15 protein-coding genes are annotated in these 14,122 nt (G+C 74.9%); 6 read left to right on the forward strand and 9 right to left on the reverse strand.

The features are described 5' to 3' along the window. Window positions 1-2: 2 nt before the first annotated feature. Window positions 3-1,646, reverse strand: a complete 1,644-nt coding sequence (locus ABZ858_RS17275; protein ID WP_361378319.1) for a ubiquinol-cytochrome c reductase cytochrome b subunit — start codon at window positions 1,644-1,646, stop codon at window positions 3-5. A gap of 187 nt (window positions 1,647-1,833) precedes the next feature. Here ABZ858_RS17275 and ABZ858_RS17280 point away from each other — a divergent pair, with 187 nt between their 5' ends. The 4 genes from ABZ858_RS17280 (at window position 1,834) to ABZ858_RS17295 (ending at window position 4,812) form a co-directional block, all read left to right on the forward strand. Next, window positions 1,834-2,394, forward strand: a complete 561-nt coding sequence (locus ABZ858_RS17280; protein ID WP_361378321.1) for a hemerythrin domain-containing protein — start codon at window positions 1,834-1,836, stop codon at window positions 2,392-2,394. A gap of 173 nt (window positions 2,395-2,567) precedes the next feature. Continuing rightward, window positions 2,568-2,834 carry a DUF3040 domain-containing protein gene (locus ABZ858_RS17285; RefSeq protein ID WP_361378324.1) on the forward strand — a complete coding sequence of 89 codons (267 nt, stop codon included), beginning with the start codon at window positions 2,568-2,570 and terminating at the stop codon, window positions 2,832-2,834. A 90-nt stretch (window positions 2,835-2,924) separates the two neighbouring features. Next, window positions 2,925-3,728 carry a ribonuclease BN gene (locus ABZ858_RS17290; protein WP_361378837.1) on the forward strand — a complete coding sequence of 268 codons (804 nt, stop codon included), beginning with the start codon at window positions 2,925-2,927 and terminating at the stop codon, window positions 3,726-3,728. Window positions 3,729-3,882: 154 nt separating this feature from the next. Further along, complete coding sequence (locus tag ABZ858_RS17295; RefSeq protein ID WP_361378327.1) at window positions 3,883-4,812, forward strand: DMT family transporter; 930 nt, start codon at window positions 3,883-3,885, stop codon at window positions 4,810-4,812. Here the strand turns inward: ABZ858_RS17295 and ABZ858_RS17300 are convergent. From ABZ858_RS17300 to ABZ858_RS17310, 3 genes are all read right to left on the reverse strand, one after another. After that, the gene (locus tag ABZ858_RS17300) at window positions 4,798-5,496 is read right to left on the reverse strand and encodes a DUF3566 domain-containing protein (RefSeq protein WP_361378330.1); all 699 of its coding nucleotides are present in this window, start codon (window positions 5,494-5,496) and stop codon (window positions 4,798-4,800) included. The genes ABZ858_RS17295 and ABZ858_RS17300 overlap by 15 nt on opposite strands. Before the next feature lie 12 nt (window positions 5,497-5,508). Next, window positions 5,509-6,051 carry a hypothetical protein gene (locus tag ABZ858_RS17305; protein WP_361378333.1) on the reverse strand — a complete coding sequence of 181 codons (543 nt, stop codon included), beginning with the start codon at window positions 6,049-6,051 and terminating at the stop codon, window positions 5,509-5,511. Window positions 6,052-6,205: 154 nt separating this feature from the next. Then, entirely contained in the window at window positions 6,206-7,204 is a 999-nt protein-coding gene (locus ABZ858_RS17310) for a YihY/virulence factor BrkB family protein (RefSeq protein WP_361378336.1), read from the reverse strand. A 589-nt stretch (window positions 7,205-7,793) separates the two neighbouring features. On the opposite strand from ABZ858_RS17310, the gene ABZ858_RS17315 reads away from it, so the two are divergent. Together ABZ858_RS17315 and ABZ858_RS17320 are read left to right on the forward strand one after the other, a co-directional pair. Continuing rightward, a complete protein-coding gene (locus ABZ858_RS17315; protein WP_361378339.1) occupies window positions 7,794-8,378 on the forward strand; it encodes a sigma-70 family RNA polymerase sigma factor in 585 nt (194 codons plus the stop codon). Beyond that, entirely contained in the window at window positions 8,375-9,124 is a 750-nt protein-coding gene (locus tag ABZ858_RS17320; RefSeq protein ID WP_361378342.1) for an anti-sigma factor, read from the forward strand. The genes ABZ858_RS17315 and ABZ858_RS17320 overlap by 4 nt, the downstream gene beginning before the upstream one ends. 102 nt (window positions 9,125-9,226) lie before the next feature. On the opposite strand, the gene ABZ858_RS17325 is transcribed toward ABZ858_RS17320, so the two are convergent. From ABZ858_RS17325 to ABZ858_RS17345, 5 genes are all read right to left on the reverse strand, one after another. Next, window positions 9,227-10,969 carry a molybdopterin-dependent oxidoreductase gene (locus tag ABZ858_RS17325; protein WP_361378345.1) on the reverse strand — a complete coding sequence of 581 codons (1,743 nt, stop codon included), beginning with the start codon at window positions 10,967-10,969 and terminating at the stop codon, window positions 9,227-9,229. Window positions 10,970-11,060: 91 nt separating this feature from the next. Then, complete coding sequence (locus ABZ858_RS17330; RefSeq protein WP_361378348.1) at window positions 11,061-11,213, reverse strand: hypothetical protein; 153 nt, start codon at window positions 11,211-11,213, stop codon at window positions 11,061-11,063. A gap of 77 nt (window positions 11,214-11,290) precedes the next feature. After that, a complete protein-coding gene (locus tag ABZ858_RS17335) occupies window positions 11,291-11,497 on the reverse strand; it encodes a hypothetical protein (protein ID WP_361378351.1) in 207 nt (68 codons plus the stop codon). 49 nt (window positions 11,498-11,546) lie between these two features. Then, the gene (locus ABZ858_RS17340; RefSeq protein ID WP_361378354.1) at window positions 11,547-12,635 is read right to left on the reverse strand and encodes a hydrogenase expression protein HypE; all 1,089 of its coding nucleotides are present in this window, start codon (window positions 12,633-12,635) and stop codon (window positions 11,547-11,549) included. 354 nt (window positions 12,636-12,989) lie between these two features. Beyond that, window positions 12,990-14,051 carry a helix-turn-helix domain-containing protein gene (locus ABZ858_RS17345; protein ID WP_361378357.1) on the reverse strand — a complete coding sequence of 354 codons (1,062 nt, stop codon included), beginning with the start codon at window positions 14,049-14,051 and terminating at the stop codon, window positions 12,990-12,992. Window positions 14,052-14,122: the final 71 nt, after the last annotated feature.

A 14,122-nucleotide genomic window follows, 5' to 3' on the forward strand; every position in this document is an offset into this window, starting at 1 on the left:
GGTCATTCCCGCGGTGAGCCGGCTCCGCCCGCCACCGGATCGGCCGTACGGCCGCTGATCTGCAGGCGTTCCTCCGCCGTGGCGGGCGGCTCGACGCGCACGCCGTAGTACCAGCCGCTGAGCGCGGCCCGCAGCCGGTGCCGCAGCGGGGCCCCGGGCCCGGGGTGCTCCAGCGGCAGCGGGACGTCCCTGACCAGCAGCTTGTAGCGGCGGCGCGGACCGATGTCCTGGTGGCTCTCCGCCATGCCGCCGGGCAGGTCCTGGGAGACCTCGCCGGTCTCCTCGCCCTCGTGCAGCAGCCGCCGCTCGTGCAGTTGCAGCGCCAGGCAGACGCGCCTGGTGATCAGGTAGGCGAGGACCGGGGCCGCGCACAGGGCCACCCGGAAGATCCAGGTGAGGCCGTTGACGGAGGTCCCGAAGACGTACGCCATCACGTCGTTGCCGCCGGCCAGCAGCAGCACGGCGTAGCCGACGACCGCGCCGACCCCGAGCCCGGTGCGCACCGGCCGGTCGCGGGGCCGGTCGCACAGGTGGTGCTCCACCAGGTCGCCGGTGAGCCAGCGCTCGACGACGGGATAGGCGTAGAGCACCAGGAACAGCAGGGCCGGGAGCACCACCGCCGGGAGCAGCACGTTCCACAGGACGGTGTGTCCGGCGATGTTCCACTCCACCCCGGGCATCAGCCGCAGCGCCCCCTCCAGGAACCCGACGTACCAGTCCGGCTGGGCGTCGGTGGAGACCTGGTCGGGGAGGTAGGGGCCGAAGTTCCAGATGGGGTTGATCTCGGCGATCGCGCCCATGACGGCGAGGACGCCGAAGACGATCAGCGAGAGCCCGGCCGACCTGGCGGCGAACGAGGGGACCATGGGCTGCCCGACCACGTTGCGGTTGGTCCGGCCCGGCTCGGCCCACTGGGTGTGCTTGAGGTACACCACCAGGAACAGGTGCACCGCGAGCAGCGCGATCAGCAGGCCCGGCACGAACAGCACGTGCGCGATGTACAGCCGCCGGACGATCGCCTGGCCGGGGAAGGGGCCGCCCCAGGCGAAGAAGGCCAGGTAGGTGCCGACGACCGGGATGGACTGCACGATCGAGTCGGCGGTGCGCAGCCCGGTGCCGGACAGCAGGTCGTCGGGGAGGGAGTAGCCGCAGAACCCCTCCAGGAGCGAGAGCAGGAACAGGGTCACGCCCACGGTCCAGTTGATCTCGCGCGGCCTGCGGAAGGCGCCCGTGAAGAAGACCCGGAGCAGGTGCGCCCCGACGGCCGACACGAAGACCAGCGCGGCCCAGTGGTGTATCTGGCGCATCAGCAGCCCGCCGCGCACCGCGAAGGACAGGTCGAGGGTGGACTCGTACGCCTTGGAGACGAGCACGCCCCGCAGCGGACCGTACGTCCCGTGGTAGGGCAACTGGGCGAGGCTCGGATCGAAGAAGAGCGTGAGGAAGGACCCGGTGAGCACCAGGACGACCAGGCCGTACAGGGCGATCTCGCCGAGCAGGAACGTCCAGTGGTCGGGGAACGCCTTGCGCAGCACCTGCCCGGCCAGTTCGGAGACCGGTGCGCGCCGGTCGGCGGCGACGTACGCCCGGAACGCGGTCTGCCGGGCCCTGGCCTGCGCCCTCGCCTTGCGCCGCCGCGTCAGCACGCCCGCACCACGCTCCCTCCGCGTCGTCCCCGGCGTCCGCCGCCGGGCCGGTGGCGGACGGCCCGGGGGGCGCCCGGCTGCCGGGTGCTCCAATCTTGGGTGTGCGGCCCGGGCGTGCGGCGCAGGCGTGCCGGGCGCACCCCCATTGCCACAGTGGGCCCGCGCGCGGGCCGGGCGAGGAGCAGCGGTGGACCGTCGCGGCGGCATCGTCGAGGAGCTGACCGGGGACCACCGGCGCGTCCAGGGCCTGTTCGACCGGATCCGGTCGGCCCGCCCGGGCAGCCGGGAGCGGTCGGCCCTGGTGGAGCAGCTGAGCGGGGAACTGGTCCGGCACGCGGTCGCCACGAAGGAGTACCTGTACCCGGCGGTGCGCCGCCGGCTGCCGGACGGCGACCGCTGGGCGGAGCACGCCCTGCGCGGGCACCGCGAGACCGAGGAGCTGCTGGGGGAGCTGGCGGGCGCGGACCCGGCCGGTGCGCGGTTCACCGGGCTGCTGCTGTCGGTGATCACCCGCGCCACCGCACACATGGTCGAGGAGGAGCAGTTGCTCTTCCCCCGGCTGGAGGCGCTGTGCCCGCCGCGGACCCTGCGGGAGCTGGGGGCGAGGGTGCGGGACGCCGAGGGGTCCGCGCCCGCCCGGCCCCGGCCCGCCGCCCCGGAGACGGCACCGCTGGTCAAGGTGACCGCCCAGGTGCGGGGGCCGCTCGACCGGCTGCGGGACCTGGCCGCCCGGCGCGGCCGGCCATGACCGGGGGCGGCCGGTGCGGCCGGTGCGCCGCGGCGCGCGTCGCCGACCGCCGCGCGGGGTACTGCGGTGCTACGGACCGCACCGGCCCCGACCGGGCGGGGCTCCGGCCCTCCCGGCGTACGTACCGGGGGCCGCCGCCTGCCGCCGCAGCGCCGGATCCGAAGGAGCACCCCGTGAACTTCGAACGCGAACTCGCGCAGATCGAGAAGCAGCTGGTGACGCAGGACCCGCTCCTGGCGGAGAAGCTGGAGACGTTCGAACAGATCACCGCGCCCCACCGGCCCCGGGCCGCCCGGCCGCGGCATGTGGTCCTGCTGACCGCCGTCGTCCTCGCCCTGCTCGCCCTGGCCTCCGCACTGGCCGCCGGCACGGCCGCCGAACATCCCCGTCCCGCTCCGCCGGCCCGGCATTCGGCCGGGGTCGGGCCCGGGGCGGGGTAGGGCCAGGTGGCGGTCGGTGCGTTGCGGGTGGACGGGCGCGCGGGCAGAGTGGCGGTCGTGAGGCGCCACGTGCCGCGGGTCCGGCAGGCGGTGCTCGGCCTGGAGCACCGGATCGCCGCGACCGCCCTGGTGCGGCGCGGCCGCGAGCTGGAGCTGATGCACCGGGCGATGGGTTTCGCCACCCTCTCCCTGGTCACACTGGCGCCCCTGCTCATCGTCGTCGCCGCCGTCGATCCGCTCCGCGAGGGCGGCTTCGCGGCATGGCTGGTCGACGGCATGGGCCTGTCGGGCCGCTCCGCGCACGTCGTCACCGACATCATCAGCCCCCCGGTGCGGGTCATCAGCACCACCAGTGTCTGGGGCGGTGTCCTGGTCGCCGTGTTCGGCGTGTCCTTCGCGGGCAGCGTGCAGAACGGCTACGAGCGCGTCTGGGGGCTGCCGCCCGGCCCCTGGCACCGGGTGTGGCGGCAGGCGACCTGGCTGGCGGTGCTGACCGCGTACCTGTACCAGGAGGTGCTGAACGGCCACCAGTTCCACGGCTGGTGGCGGGTCGGGGTGTCCGCGCCCCTCGGGGTGCTCTTCTTCTGGTGGGGCGAGCACTTCCTGCTGGGCGGGCAGTTGCGCCGGCGCACCCTGCTGCCGGGCGCGCTCGCCACCATGGTGGGGCTGGGCGGCCTGCGCGTCTTCTCCGACCTCGTGTTCACTCCGCTGATCGTCGACAACGCGATCAGTTACGGCACGGTCGGTATCGTGCTGGTCGTGGAGTCCTGGCTCACCGGAGTGGGGTTCGTCGTCTACGGCGGCGCCATGTTCGGCCGCTGGTTCTGCGAGCACCACTGGCTCTCCGGATGGCGTACCCGCGTTTCCGGAACCGAGCGGAGGGATACTCCGTGACGGCCCAGCCCGTCCGAACTCCGGGGCGGCCGCGTCCGGCCCGCTCCCCCGGCGTTCCCGTCGCAGCCGAGGTCAGCCGCGTGTCCCACCTCCCCCGCGGGTTCCGCTCAGGCACCGCCGCCGGTGGGCGGCCGCCGCGTCCGGGCGGGTGCCGGTGAGCGCCCTGACCATCGTGCTCGCGCTGCTGGCGGCACTGTCCAACGCGTCGGCGTCGGTGCTCCAGCGGCGGGCCGCGACCGACGAGTCCGACAGCGGTTCCGGGGCGCGGCAGGCGCTGCGCTGGCTGGCCAGGGTGCTGCGGCGGCCGTACTGGCTCGCGGGCTCCGGGCTGCTGGCGCTGTCCACCGTGCTGCAGGCGGCGGCCCTGGCCGTGGGCAGTCTCTCGCTCGTACAGCCGCTGCTCGCCAGTGAGCTGCTGTTCACGCTCGCCGTGGGCAGTGTCGTCTTCCGCCGCCGCCCGGACCGGCGGACCTGGCTGGCGTTCGCCGCGCTGGCGCTGGGGCTGTCCCTGTTCCTCGGGGCGGCCTCGCCCTCCGAGGGCCGCTCCACCGCCGAGCCGGGCCTGTGGCTCGCGGCGGGCGCCGCGGTGGCCGCCGTGGTGATCGCGGCGCTGGCCGCGTCCCGCCTGGTACGGGGCGCTCCGCGGGCCGCTCTGCTGGGCCTGGCGTCCGCGGTGTCGTTCGCCGCGACGGCCGCGCTGCTCAAGGAGGCGATGGGGCGGCTGGAGCAGGGCGTGGGCGTCATGCTGACGCAGTGGCCGCTCTACGCCGTGCTCGGCGTCGGCGGGCTGAGCTTCCTGCTGCTGCAGAGCGCGTTCCGCGCCGGGAGCCTGACCGCGTCGCAGCCCGCGCTGACCCTGGGCGACGCCCTGACCAGCGTGGCGCTGGGCTGGGCGCTGTTCCAGGAGTACATCGGGCTGGGGGTGCGGGTGCTGCCCGAGGCGATCGGTGTCGCGCTCATCGGGGCGGGCAGCATCGGCATCGCCCGGGCCACGGCCGCCGGCGGCGACTGGGACGCCGCCCCGGACGAGCGCGACGGGCCCGGCGGCCCCGGCGCCCAGCGTCCCGCCTCACAGCGGTCCTGAACCCGCGCTCCCGGGCAGCCCCTTGGGCGGGGTCTCCTCGGCCAGGGTCACCTCGACGCCGCCCGCGCAGCGCGCCACCACGTTGTAGAGGAAGGCGCACAGGGTCGCGAACGCGGGCGCCAGCACGACCGTGACGGTCGCGGCGGGCGGCACCCAGCCGGGCGGCGGCCAGGGCCCGCGCCCCAGCAGGACCAGCAGCAGCCACAGGGGTTGCAGGGTGACGGCCAGGCAGAGCAGGAACCCCAGGGTGAACAGGAAGCTCACCAGCAGCACCGTCCACGGTTCGGCGGTGGCCAGCCGCATCCGCGTGCCGTGGGAAGAGGGAGGGGGAGGGGGTACGTCGTCGGCGGTGCGGGGGGACTCGTCCGGGGTGGTGGACGGGGTGGTGGACGGGGTGGTGGACGGGGTGGTGGACGGGGTGGTGGATATGGGGGGTGGGTCGGCGGGGGGAGGGCCGGCCGCGGGGTTACCGGTCTCTCCGGCCGTCCGGTCGGCCGCCTGGTCCCCGGCGCCTCCCGCCGGCCGGTCGGCGGCGGGGCCACCGGGCCGCGCGGTGCTCCGCCGACTCTCGGTCCGCCGGCCCCCGATCCGCCGCCCGGAGCCGCCCGTGCCGCTCGTACGGCCCGTACCGCCCGCAGTGCTTCTGCCCCGGCCCATGTCGGTCTCCTCTTCGGGTTCGGGCACCGCGTCAGGTCCTCAGCCGGTCGGGTGCAGCCCGTGCGCGGCGACGGAGGCGACGTGGTGCCGGGTGACGGTCCCCACCTCGTGCCAGAACGGCTTGGCGGTGAGGTAGGCGCCCAGGGTGGACAGCACGCCCAGCGAGACGTCCACGCTGAGCCGTCCCTGCTTGGCCCAGTAGACGTCCTGGAGGTCGAGGAGCAGCGCGAACTCGTCGCAGATCAGCGCGGTCCCGGAGCCGTAGGCCACGGCCACGGCCGGGTGTCCGATGGCCCGTTCGTCACCGCGTACGGCGACCAGCCCCAGGCCCGCGAGGGTCGCGATGCCGAGGTTGTAGTGGTGCAGGTGCCGGCCGCCCGCCGAGACGTTGCCCCAGGGCAGCCAGCCGCCGCGGATGCCGTGCGTGATGACGCGTACGGTGCCGAAGGTCACGCCGAAGGAGACCCAGGTGACCAGCAGCGACCGCTGCAGTGGCGAGAGATGACGGTCCGCCGCCTCATGCCACCGCTGGACGAGCGGCGAACGGGTGCGGGCGCGGCGGTGCGTAGGGGTGGCTCTCATCGCGGCGTGCCTCCTGGGCCGGACGGGCATCCGCGACGACGTCCGGATCGCCTGGCGAGGTCCCCCACCGGTGTGCGGTTCCGACGCTATGCGGGCCGCCGCCGGACCGCATCCGCGGTTCACCCGAACGGCCGGTGCCGCGGCCCGCGGCCCGTCAAGCCGTGGGTTCGGCGGGCGCCCTGCTCAGTTCGGCGGTGAACTGGGCGCCGGTGAGCAGCGCGAGGTTGGAGAGCCAGAGCCAGACCAGGAAGACCACGGAACCGGCGAGCGAGCCGTAGAGCCGGCTGTAGGCGCCGAGGGCGGAGGCGTACAGCGCGAAGCCCGCCGAGACGGCCAGCCACAGGGTGGCGGCGAGGACACCGCCGGGCAGGCTGTGGCGGCGCCGGCGGGCCGGAGCGGGCCCGGTGTGGAAGACGACGACCACCAGCACGGCCGCCAGGCACAGCAGCACCGGCCAGCGCAGCAGGCTCCAGGCCCAGGCGACGGTGGCGTCGAGGCCGAGGAAGCGGCCCGCGCTCTCGGCGACCGGCCCGGTCAGCAGCAGGACGAGGGCGCTGACGACGAGCAGGGCCAGCACGGCGAGGGCGGTCAGCACGATGCGGTGTGCCCGCCGCCAGGGCGAGCGCGGGTCCTCCGCGTGGTGCATGCGGTGCAGGGCGCGGCGGAAGACGGCCAGGTAACTGGAGGCGGACCACACGGCGCTGCCCGCGCCGGTGGCCAGGAGGGTCCACACCGTCGAGTCGGCGCGCAGCATGCGGGCGAGGACGCCGTGGAGTTCGCTGCCGGACTGGGCGGGGGCGTAGGCGGTGACCTGGGTGATGAACCGTTCCGCGGTGTCCGGGCTGATCAGCGCGAAGGAGATGACCGTGACGAGCAGGGTGGGCAGCACGGTCAGGATGGCGTAGTAGGTCAGGGCGGCGGCGTAGTCGGAGACGTCGTCGCGCCACATGGACACCGGCGTACGCCGCAGGGCCGGCCCCCAGGCGGCGGACGGGTGGCCCGTGCGGTGCGGCGGCCGGGACCGGCCGGGCGGGAGCCGGGCGGGGTCGGGGGTGGCGTGCGTGTGGTCCATCTCGTCGGTGTCGTGCATGTCGTGGGTGGCGTGGGTGTCGTGGGTGTCGTGGGTGTCGTCGGTGTCGTGTTCAGCGGACACGTGGCTCCCGGCGGGGGCGGCCTCCGCCGAGGCGGACGCGGTGGTACGGCGTGTACGGCGCCGCGGCGGCCGGCCGGTCGGCGCCCCCCGTGCCCTTCGCCGGCGTGGCCTGCGGGTTTCCGGCACTGCGGGTGCTCTGCCGCGTCGGGGCGGTCACCGCGGTCTGCGGGGTCATGAGCCAGGTCCTCTCTGCCGTCCGGTGCGCTTCCCGTGGTCCTTCGGACCCGGCCGGGCCTCGGGTGTGACGCGGATTCCCGGGATTCCGCCCGCGATACGTCCTGTGCCCGCATCCGCGGGGACCCGCGCTCGTAGTACCGCATACGGCGTACCGCATACGGCGGACGACGAGGAGAGGAGCGCCCTGTGGTGGAGTCCGCAGGACATCCTCGCCGTAGGGCGTGGCACTCGCGCCGTACGCGGGAGCGCCACGCGGCGCTTGTACCGGGCGCGGCGGATCTCCGCCCCGCCCGGCCGACGCGCACCCCGCGTCGACCAATCCGTATCCCGTGGCGGCCTCGGATCACCCGGGGACGTCCCGGCCCGTCGCGGGGGGCGTCCGGCCCGTCGCGCCACTCTTGGGAGGACCGTTGTGAAGGAAGCCGTGCGGATCGGCAGGCACTCGCCCGCCGGGCCCGATCTGCAGCAGTTGCTGCATCAGACCGCGCTGGGCGACCAGGAGGCGTTCGCCGCGGTCTACGACGCGGTGGCCGGTTCCGTGTTCGGGGTGGTCCGCGCGGTGCTGCGCGACCGGGCCCAGTCCGAGGAGGTGGCGCAGGACGTCCTGGTGGAGGTGTGGCGCACCGCCCCGCGCTACCGGGCCGAACGCGGCACGGCCATCAACTGGATCCTCACCCTCGCCCACCGCCGGGCCGTGGACCGGGTGCGGTCGGTGGAGGCCGCCGCGCTGCGCGACCACAAGGCCGCTCTGCTGGACCGCACCCCCGACTACGACCAGGTGACCGAGCAGGTCGAGACCCGGCTGGAGCAGGAGCAGGTACGGCGCTGTCTGCGCACCCTGACCGAGTTGCAGCGGCAGTCGGTCACCCTGGCGTACTACCGCGGCCTGACCTACCGGCAGGTCGCCGAGGCGCTCGCGCTGCCGCTGGGCACGGTCAAGACCCGGCTGCGCGACGGCCTCATCCGGCTCCGTGACTGCCTGGGGGTGACCGCATGACCACGCTGGACCCGCACAGCCTGACCGGCGCCTACGCACTGCACGCGCTGCCCGACGACGAGCGTGCCGCCTTCGAACGCCATCTGGCCGAGTGCGCCGCCTGCGCGCAGGAGGTCGCCGAGTTCACGGCCACGGCGGCCCGGCTGGCCCTGGCCGCGACCGGGCCGGCCCGTCCGGCGCTGCGGGAGGAGGTGCTGCGCCGGATCAGCACCGTGCGCCAGGTGGCGCCGGACGCCGCGCCGGCGGAGGGAGGGCGCCGGCGAGTGCCGCGCGGGCGGCGGGCGGCCCGCTGGGCGCTGGCCGCCTGTGTCGCCGCGGCGGCCGCCTTCGGGGGCACCGCGGTGTGGCAGTACGAACGCGCCCAGGACGCCCGGCAGGAGGCGGCGCGGGCCCAGCGGCACGCCGAACAGCTGGCGGACGTGCTGATGGCGCCGGACGCGAAGACGCTCTCGGCGCGGGTGGCCGGCGGCGCGGGCACGCTGGTGGTGTCCGACAGCCGGGACCGGGCCGTCTTCATGGCCTCGCGGATGGCCGCACCGCCCCGCGGCAAGGTGTACCAGCTGTGGTTCGACGACGGCGGGACGATGCGCCCGGCCGGCCTGATGGAACCCGGGCGCGCCAGTCAGGCCATGCTGATGGACGGTGCCGTGCACGGGGCCTCCGGGGTCGGCATCACCGTGGAACCGGCGGGCGGGTCGCGGCAGCCGACCGGCGCGCCGGTCGCCGTGCTCGGGATGCCGTCCTGAGCCCGCCCGGGCGGCCCCTCGGCCGCCCGGGCCGCCGTATGAGCGGTTGTGCGAAGGCGCCCGCCGGCTCGTCCTGCGAGCCGGCGGGCGCCTTCGCGTGCGTCAGTCGACGTTCACGACCACGGTGTGCCAGCCCGTCGCGCCGTCGGGGACGACCTGGGCGCGCCGTGCGGTCTGGGTCCGGCCGGTGCGGTCGGTGGCGCGCACGGCGAGGGTGTGGCTGCCCCGGGTGGCCTGCCAGGGGAAGGACCACTGGCGCCAGGTGTCCCGGGTGTCCTCGGCGGCGAGCCGCGCCTGCTGCCAGGGGCCGTCGTCGATGCGGACCTCGACCTTGTCGATGCCGCGGTGCTGGGCCCAGGCCACCCCGGCCACCATCACCGTGCCGGCCTTCGGGCGGGCGAACGGCTTCGGGGTGTCGATACGGGACTCCGTCTTGACGGGAGCCCGCTGGGACCAGCCGCGCTGCACCCAGTAGGGGTCGTAGGAGTCGAAGGTGGTGAGTTCGATGTCCTGAAGCCACTTGCAGGCGGAGACGTACCCGTACAGTCCGGGCACGACCATCCGGACGGGGAAGCCGTGGGCGAAGGGCAGCGGTTCGCCGTTCATGCCGACGGCGAGCATCGCGTCGCGGCCGTCCAGCACGTCCCCGACCGGGGTGCCGATCGTCATCCCGTCCACCGAACGGGACACCATCTGGTCGGCCGGGCCACCCCGGGAAGGGGGCCTGACCCCGCACTCGGTGAGCAGGTCGGCCAGGCGTACGCCGATCCAGCGGGCGTTGCCCGCGTAGGGGCCGCCGACCTCGTTCGAGACGCAGGTCAGGGTGATGTCGCGCTCGATCAGCTCCCGGCGCAGCAGGTCGTCGAAGGAGAGGACGGCCGGGCGGCGCACTCCCTTGCCGTGGATGCGCAGCCGCCAGTCGCCGGCGTCCACCTTGGGCACCACCAGGGCGGTGTCCACCCGGTAGAAGTCGGCGTTCGGGGTGACGAAGGGGCTGAGCCCGCTGATCCGCGGCCCGGTGCGTGGCGACAGCGGCCGGGCCGGTGATCCCGGCCTGGGCAGCACCACCCGCGCACGGGAGGCGACCGCGCCCCGGCCGCTGGACGCGTTGAGCGCCCGGCCGGCCGCGCCGACGACGGCGGAGGCCGCCGCGGCGGCGGTGGCGGCCAGGACGAAGCCCCGGCGGTCCCAGCCCTCGGGGCCCTCGGTGCCTTCGGGGCGCTCGGGGCGCTCGGGTGCCGAGGGGGACGCCGCAGGGGCGGCGACCGGGCCGGCGCCGGGGGTGTCGTCGTCCGGTACGCCCCGGCCGTCGTCGTCCGGCGTGCCCCGGGTGTCCTCTTCCCGCGTGCCCCGGGTGTCCTCGCGCGGTGGTGCGGCGGCCGGGAGGCGGCCGGTGAGGGCGTACAGGAGGAGGGCCCCGGCGACGGCGCCCGCGGCGGAAGGCAGCGCGTCGGGCACTCCGATCGAGTCGGGGCGGCCGGTGGCGGCCGCGGCACCGACGACCCCGAAGAGCAGGACCCCGGCGGAGCCCGTCCGGCGGTATCGCGCGGCCAGGACGCCCAGGGCCAGGGCGAGCAGGGTCAGCACGGCCAGGATGCCGAGTTGCAGCACGAGTTTGTCGTCGGTGCCGAACCGGCGGATCGCCCAGTCCTTCACCGCGGTGGGCGTCCGGTCGATGGCCGCACCGCCGACCGCGACGACCGGGCCGGACTGCGGGCGGACTCCCGCCGCCACCAGTTCGGCCACCGCCAGTGCGGCGCATCCGGCCAGCACTCCGTTCAACGCGCCCAGGGCCGGGCGCAGCACGCCCGGCCCCTTCCGCCGCTTCTTCTCTTCGTCCCTCACGCGGGGAATCCGGTCCCGCCCCGGGAGCGGATTGGTGATCGCCCCGATCGAGTGCCATGGAGAGCGATCGAGTGCGCTGCCCGGAAAGCCGTCAGCGCGGCTGTCGTACGCCGCCGGGGCGGAGGCCGACCATCCGCCAGATCCTGATCTCGCGGACGATCCCCGGCAGCTCCTTGACGAGCAGCGCGAGCGCCAGCCCGCCGACGACGGCTGCCTCCGCCGCCAGCACGTGTTTGGCTGTCATCCCCGTTCCTTCCGTGTCCGTCGCTGTGCCGTCGCTGTGGGTGGGTGCGGTGCCGGTGCGGTGCCGGTGCCCGGGGGTCATCCGGGCGAGATGTTCGGCATGCTCTCCAGGATCGCGTCGTGCTTCTTCCAGTGGATGCCGGTGGACCGGCGGGCGTCGGAGGTGCCGTCCGCGTGGTGCCCCGTCTGGTGCCGGTACGGCCCCTTGTTGCCCTCGTGCAGCCCGGGGACGTGGCCCGGTGTGTCGGGCCGTACGTCGGCCTTGCCGACTCTGATCCTGCCCATGATCGTCCTCCCGGTCGTTCCGGTCGTTCGTTCCGGCGCCCCGGATCGTTCAGGCGCGCCAGTGGGGGTCGTAGCCGCTGGTCAGCTCGGGTTCGTTGTGCCGCCACCTGGGTTCCTTGTTGACGGCCATGCTGGTGATGCCGCGCATCCGCCGGACGAAGGCGCCGTAGGGCCTGATCAGGACGGCGGACAGGCTGCCGCCCGTGGGCTCGTCCATGAAGGGCATGAAGGCGTCGGGGAAGCCGGGCATGGTGCAGCCGATGCAGATGCCGCCGACGTTCGGGCAGCCGCCGATGCCGGCCATCCAGCCGCGCTTGGGCACGTTGCAGTTGACCACCGGACCCCAGCAGCCCACCTTCACCTGGCACTTGGGCGAGTTGTAGTCCTTGGCGAAGTCACCCTGCTCGTAGTAGGCGGCCCGGTCGCAGCCCTCGTGCACCGTGCGGCCGAACAGCCACTGCGGGCGCAGCATGTGGTCCAGCGGCGGGGGCGGCGCCGAACCGGCCGCGTGGTAGAGCACCCAGGTCAGGGTCTCCATGAAGTTCTCGGGCTGGATCGGGCAGCCGGGCACGTTGACCACGGGCAGGCCGCCCTGGGACGTGTAGTCCCAGCCGAGGTAGTCGGCGAGGCCCATCGCGCCGGTGGGGTTGCCGGCCATCGCGTGGATGCCGCCGTAGGTCGCGCAGGTGCCGGCCGCGACGACCGCCCAGGCCTTGGGGGCGAGCTGGTCCAGCCACCAGTTGAGGGTGAGCGGCTCGCCGGTCTCCAGGTCGTTGCCGAAGGACGTCCAGTAGCCGTCGCCCTCGATGATGTTCTGGTTGGGGATCGAGCCCTCGATGACGAGGATGAACGGGCCCAGTTCGCCGCGCGCGGCCGCGCGGAACGGGGCGAGGTAGTCCTCGCCGCCCAGGCTCGGCGAGAGCACCTTGTTGTACAGGTTGACCTTGGGCAGTCCCGGGACGAGGCCCAGCACGATGTCCTCGATGGCGGGCTGGCTCGAAGCGGTCATCGAGACGGTGTCGCCGTCGCAGCTCAGGCCCTCGGAGATCCAGAGAATGTGGATCTCGTCGAAACCGGCCCGCTCGCCGGCCCTCTCGGGCTCCTGGCTGACCTGCGTGGTGCCGCTGGCGGTGGTCATGTGTTCGGCCTCCCTGGAGAGGGTCGCGGAGTCGGTCCGGTCGTGGGCGCCGTCCGTTCCTGTTCCAGGCTCACACCGCTCGCCCGGGAGCGCGCGCTGCGCCGGGGCGAAGGAGTGAATCCTCCGGCATCCGGCCGAGCGGGCACCCCCGCTCCGGGGCCGGTGCGCCCCCTTGTTCCGGTCCGGCCCGCCCCCCGCTCCGGACCGGTACGCGCTCCCACTCCGGTCCGGTCCGCCCCTGCTCCGGTCCGGTACGCGCTCCCACTCCGGTCCGGTCCGCCCCTGCTCCGGTCCGGTACGCGCTCCCACTCCGGTCCGATACGCACCCCCCGCTCCGACCACGAGGTGCGCGCCTCACACCTCGTGGTCGGGCCAGCCGAGCAGGCGTGCGCCGATGACAGCGGTCTGCAGCGTGTAGCGGTGCACGGGGTCGGCCGGATCGGCGCCGGTCAGCTGGTGGATGCGTTCGAGGCGGTAGGTGAACGCGCGCACGCTGAGGCTGAGCCGGCGTGCCGCCTCCGCGGCCGTGCAGCCCGCGTCGAAGTAGGCGGTCAGCGTGTCCAGGAGCGGTTGGGGGCCGCCGCGGGCGCCCCGCAGCGGGCCGAGCGTGTCGCGGACCAGATCGGCCATGGCCTGCCGGTCCCGGGTCAGGACGGGGTAGACGAGGAGGTCCGCGGCGCGCAGCACCGGCTCCTGGAGGTCGAGGCGGTCGGCGAGGTCGAGGGCGTTGAGGGCCTCCTCGTAGGAGTGGACCACTCCCCCGGCGCCGTGGTGCGGGCGGCCCATGGCGACCCGGCCGCCGTCGGTGGCCGCGTGGGCGTGCTTGGCGAAGAACGCGAGGACGTCGGCCTGGTCGCCGGGGGCGACGCAGACGAGCCGGCCGTCCTTGGTGGTGAGCAGGATGCGGCGGTCCCCGAACCGGGCGAGCACCGAGGTCTCGACCCGCCGGGCCGCCGGGTGGGTGTCGTCGACGGGCTCGGCGCCCTGGGCGACGGCCACCGCGTGGGCGCGGGAGAAGAGCAGGCCGTAGCGTTCGGCGCGTTCGGCGAGCCGGCCGAGGTCGCTGCGGCCGTAGAGCAGGTCGTCGATGAACTCGCGGCGGTCGGCGGCCTCCTGCCGCATGGCGGACTTCTGGGCCCGCTCGTGTCCCTCGGCGAACGCGTCGAGGGCCTGTTCCACCACGGTGAGGACGCGCTCCACGCCGGCCGGTGCCAGGGCGGCGGAGAGTGTCCTGGCCGCCGCCAGGTGCCGGCTCACCAGGGTGCGCAGGCCGTGCCCGGCCGCCGCCGCGCGCTCCCCGGCGGCCCGCAGCGACTCCCGTTCGTCCCGGCTCAGCCGGCGGCCGGTCCGGCACGCGTCGGCCAGGATCCGGGTGTAGCCCGCCAGATGGTCCTCGGGCGCCTCCGGCCGCGTCACGAGCCCCTCCCCTGCCTTGATCGGTCCCTGGCGCTTTCTTAACGCACGTCGAACGCCAGTACCAAACCCCT

Origin of the sequence: Streptomyces sp. NPDC047017, assembly GCF_040644175.1 — a bacterium.
GTDB lineage: Bacteria > Actinomycetota > Actinomycetes > Streptomycetales > Streptomycetaceae > Streptomyces.

Coding starts and splice junctions, on each gene's coding strand:
- ABZ858_RS17305 (WP_361378333.1), bottom strand. CDS start 6,051: ATGAGAGCCACCCCTACGCACCGCCGCGCCCGCACCCGTTCGCCGCTC.
- ABZ858_RS17320 (WP_361378342.1), top strand. CDS start 8,375: ATGACCACGCTGGACCCGCACAGCCTGACCGGCGCCTACGCACTGCAC.
- ABZ858_RS17330 (WP_361378348.1), bottom strand. CDS start 11,213: ATGACAGCCAAACACGTGCTGGCGGCGGAGGCAGCCGTCGTCGGCGGG.
- ABZ858_RS17335 (WP_361378351.1), bottom strand. CDS start 11,497: ATGGGCAGGATCAGAGTCGGCAAGGCCGACGTACGGCCCGACACACCG.
- ABZ858_RS17340 (WP_361378354.1), bottom strand. CDS start 12,635: ATGACCACCGCCAGCGGCACCACGCAGGTCAGCCAGGAGCCCGAGAGG.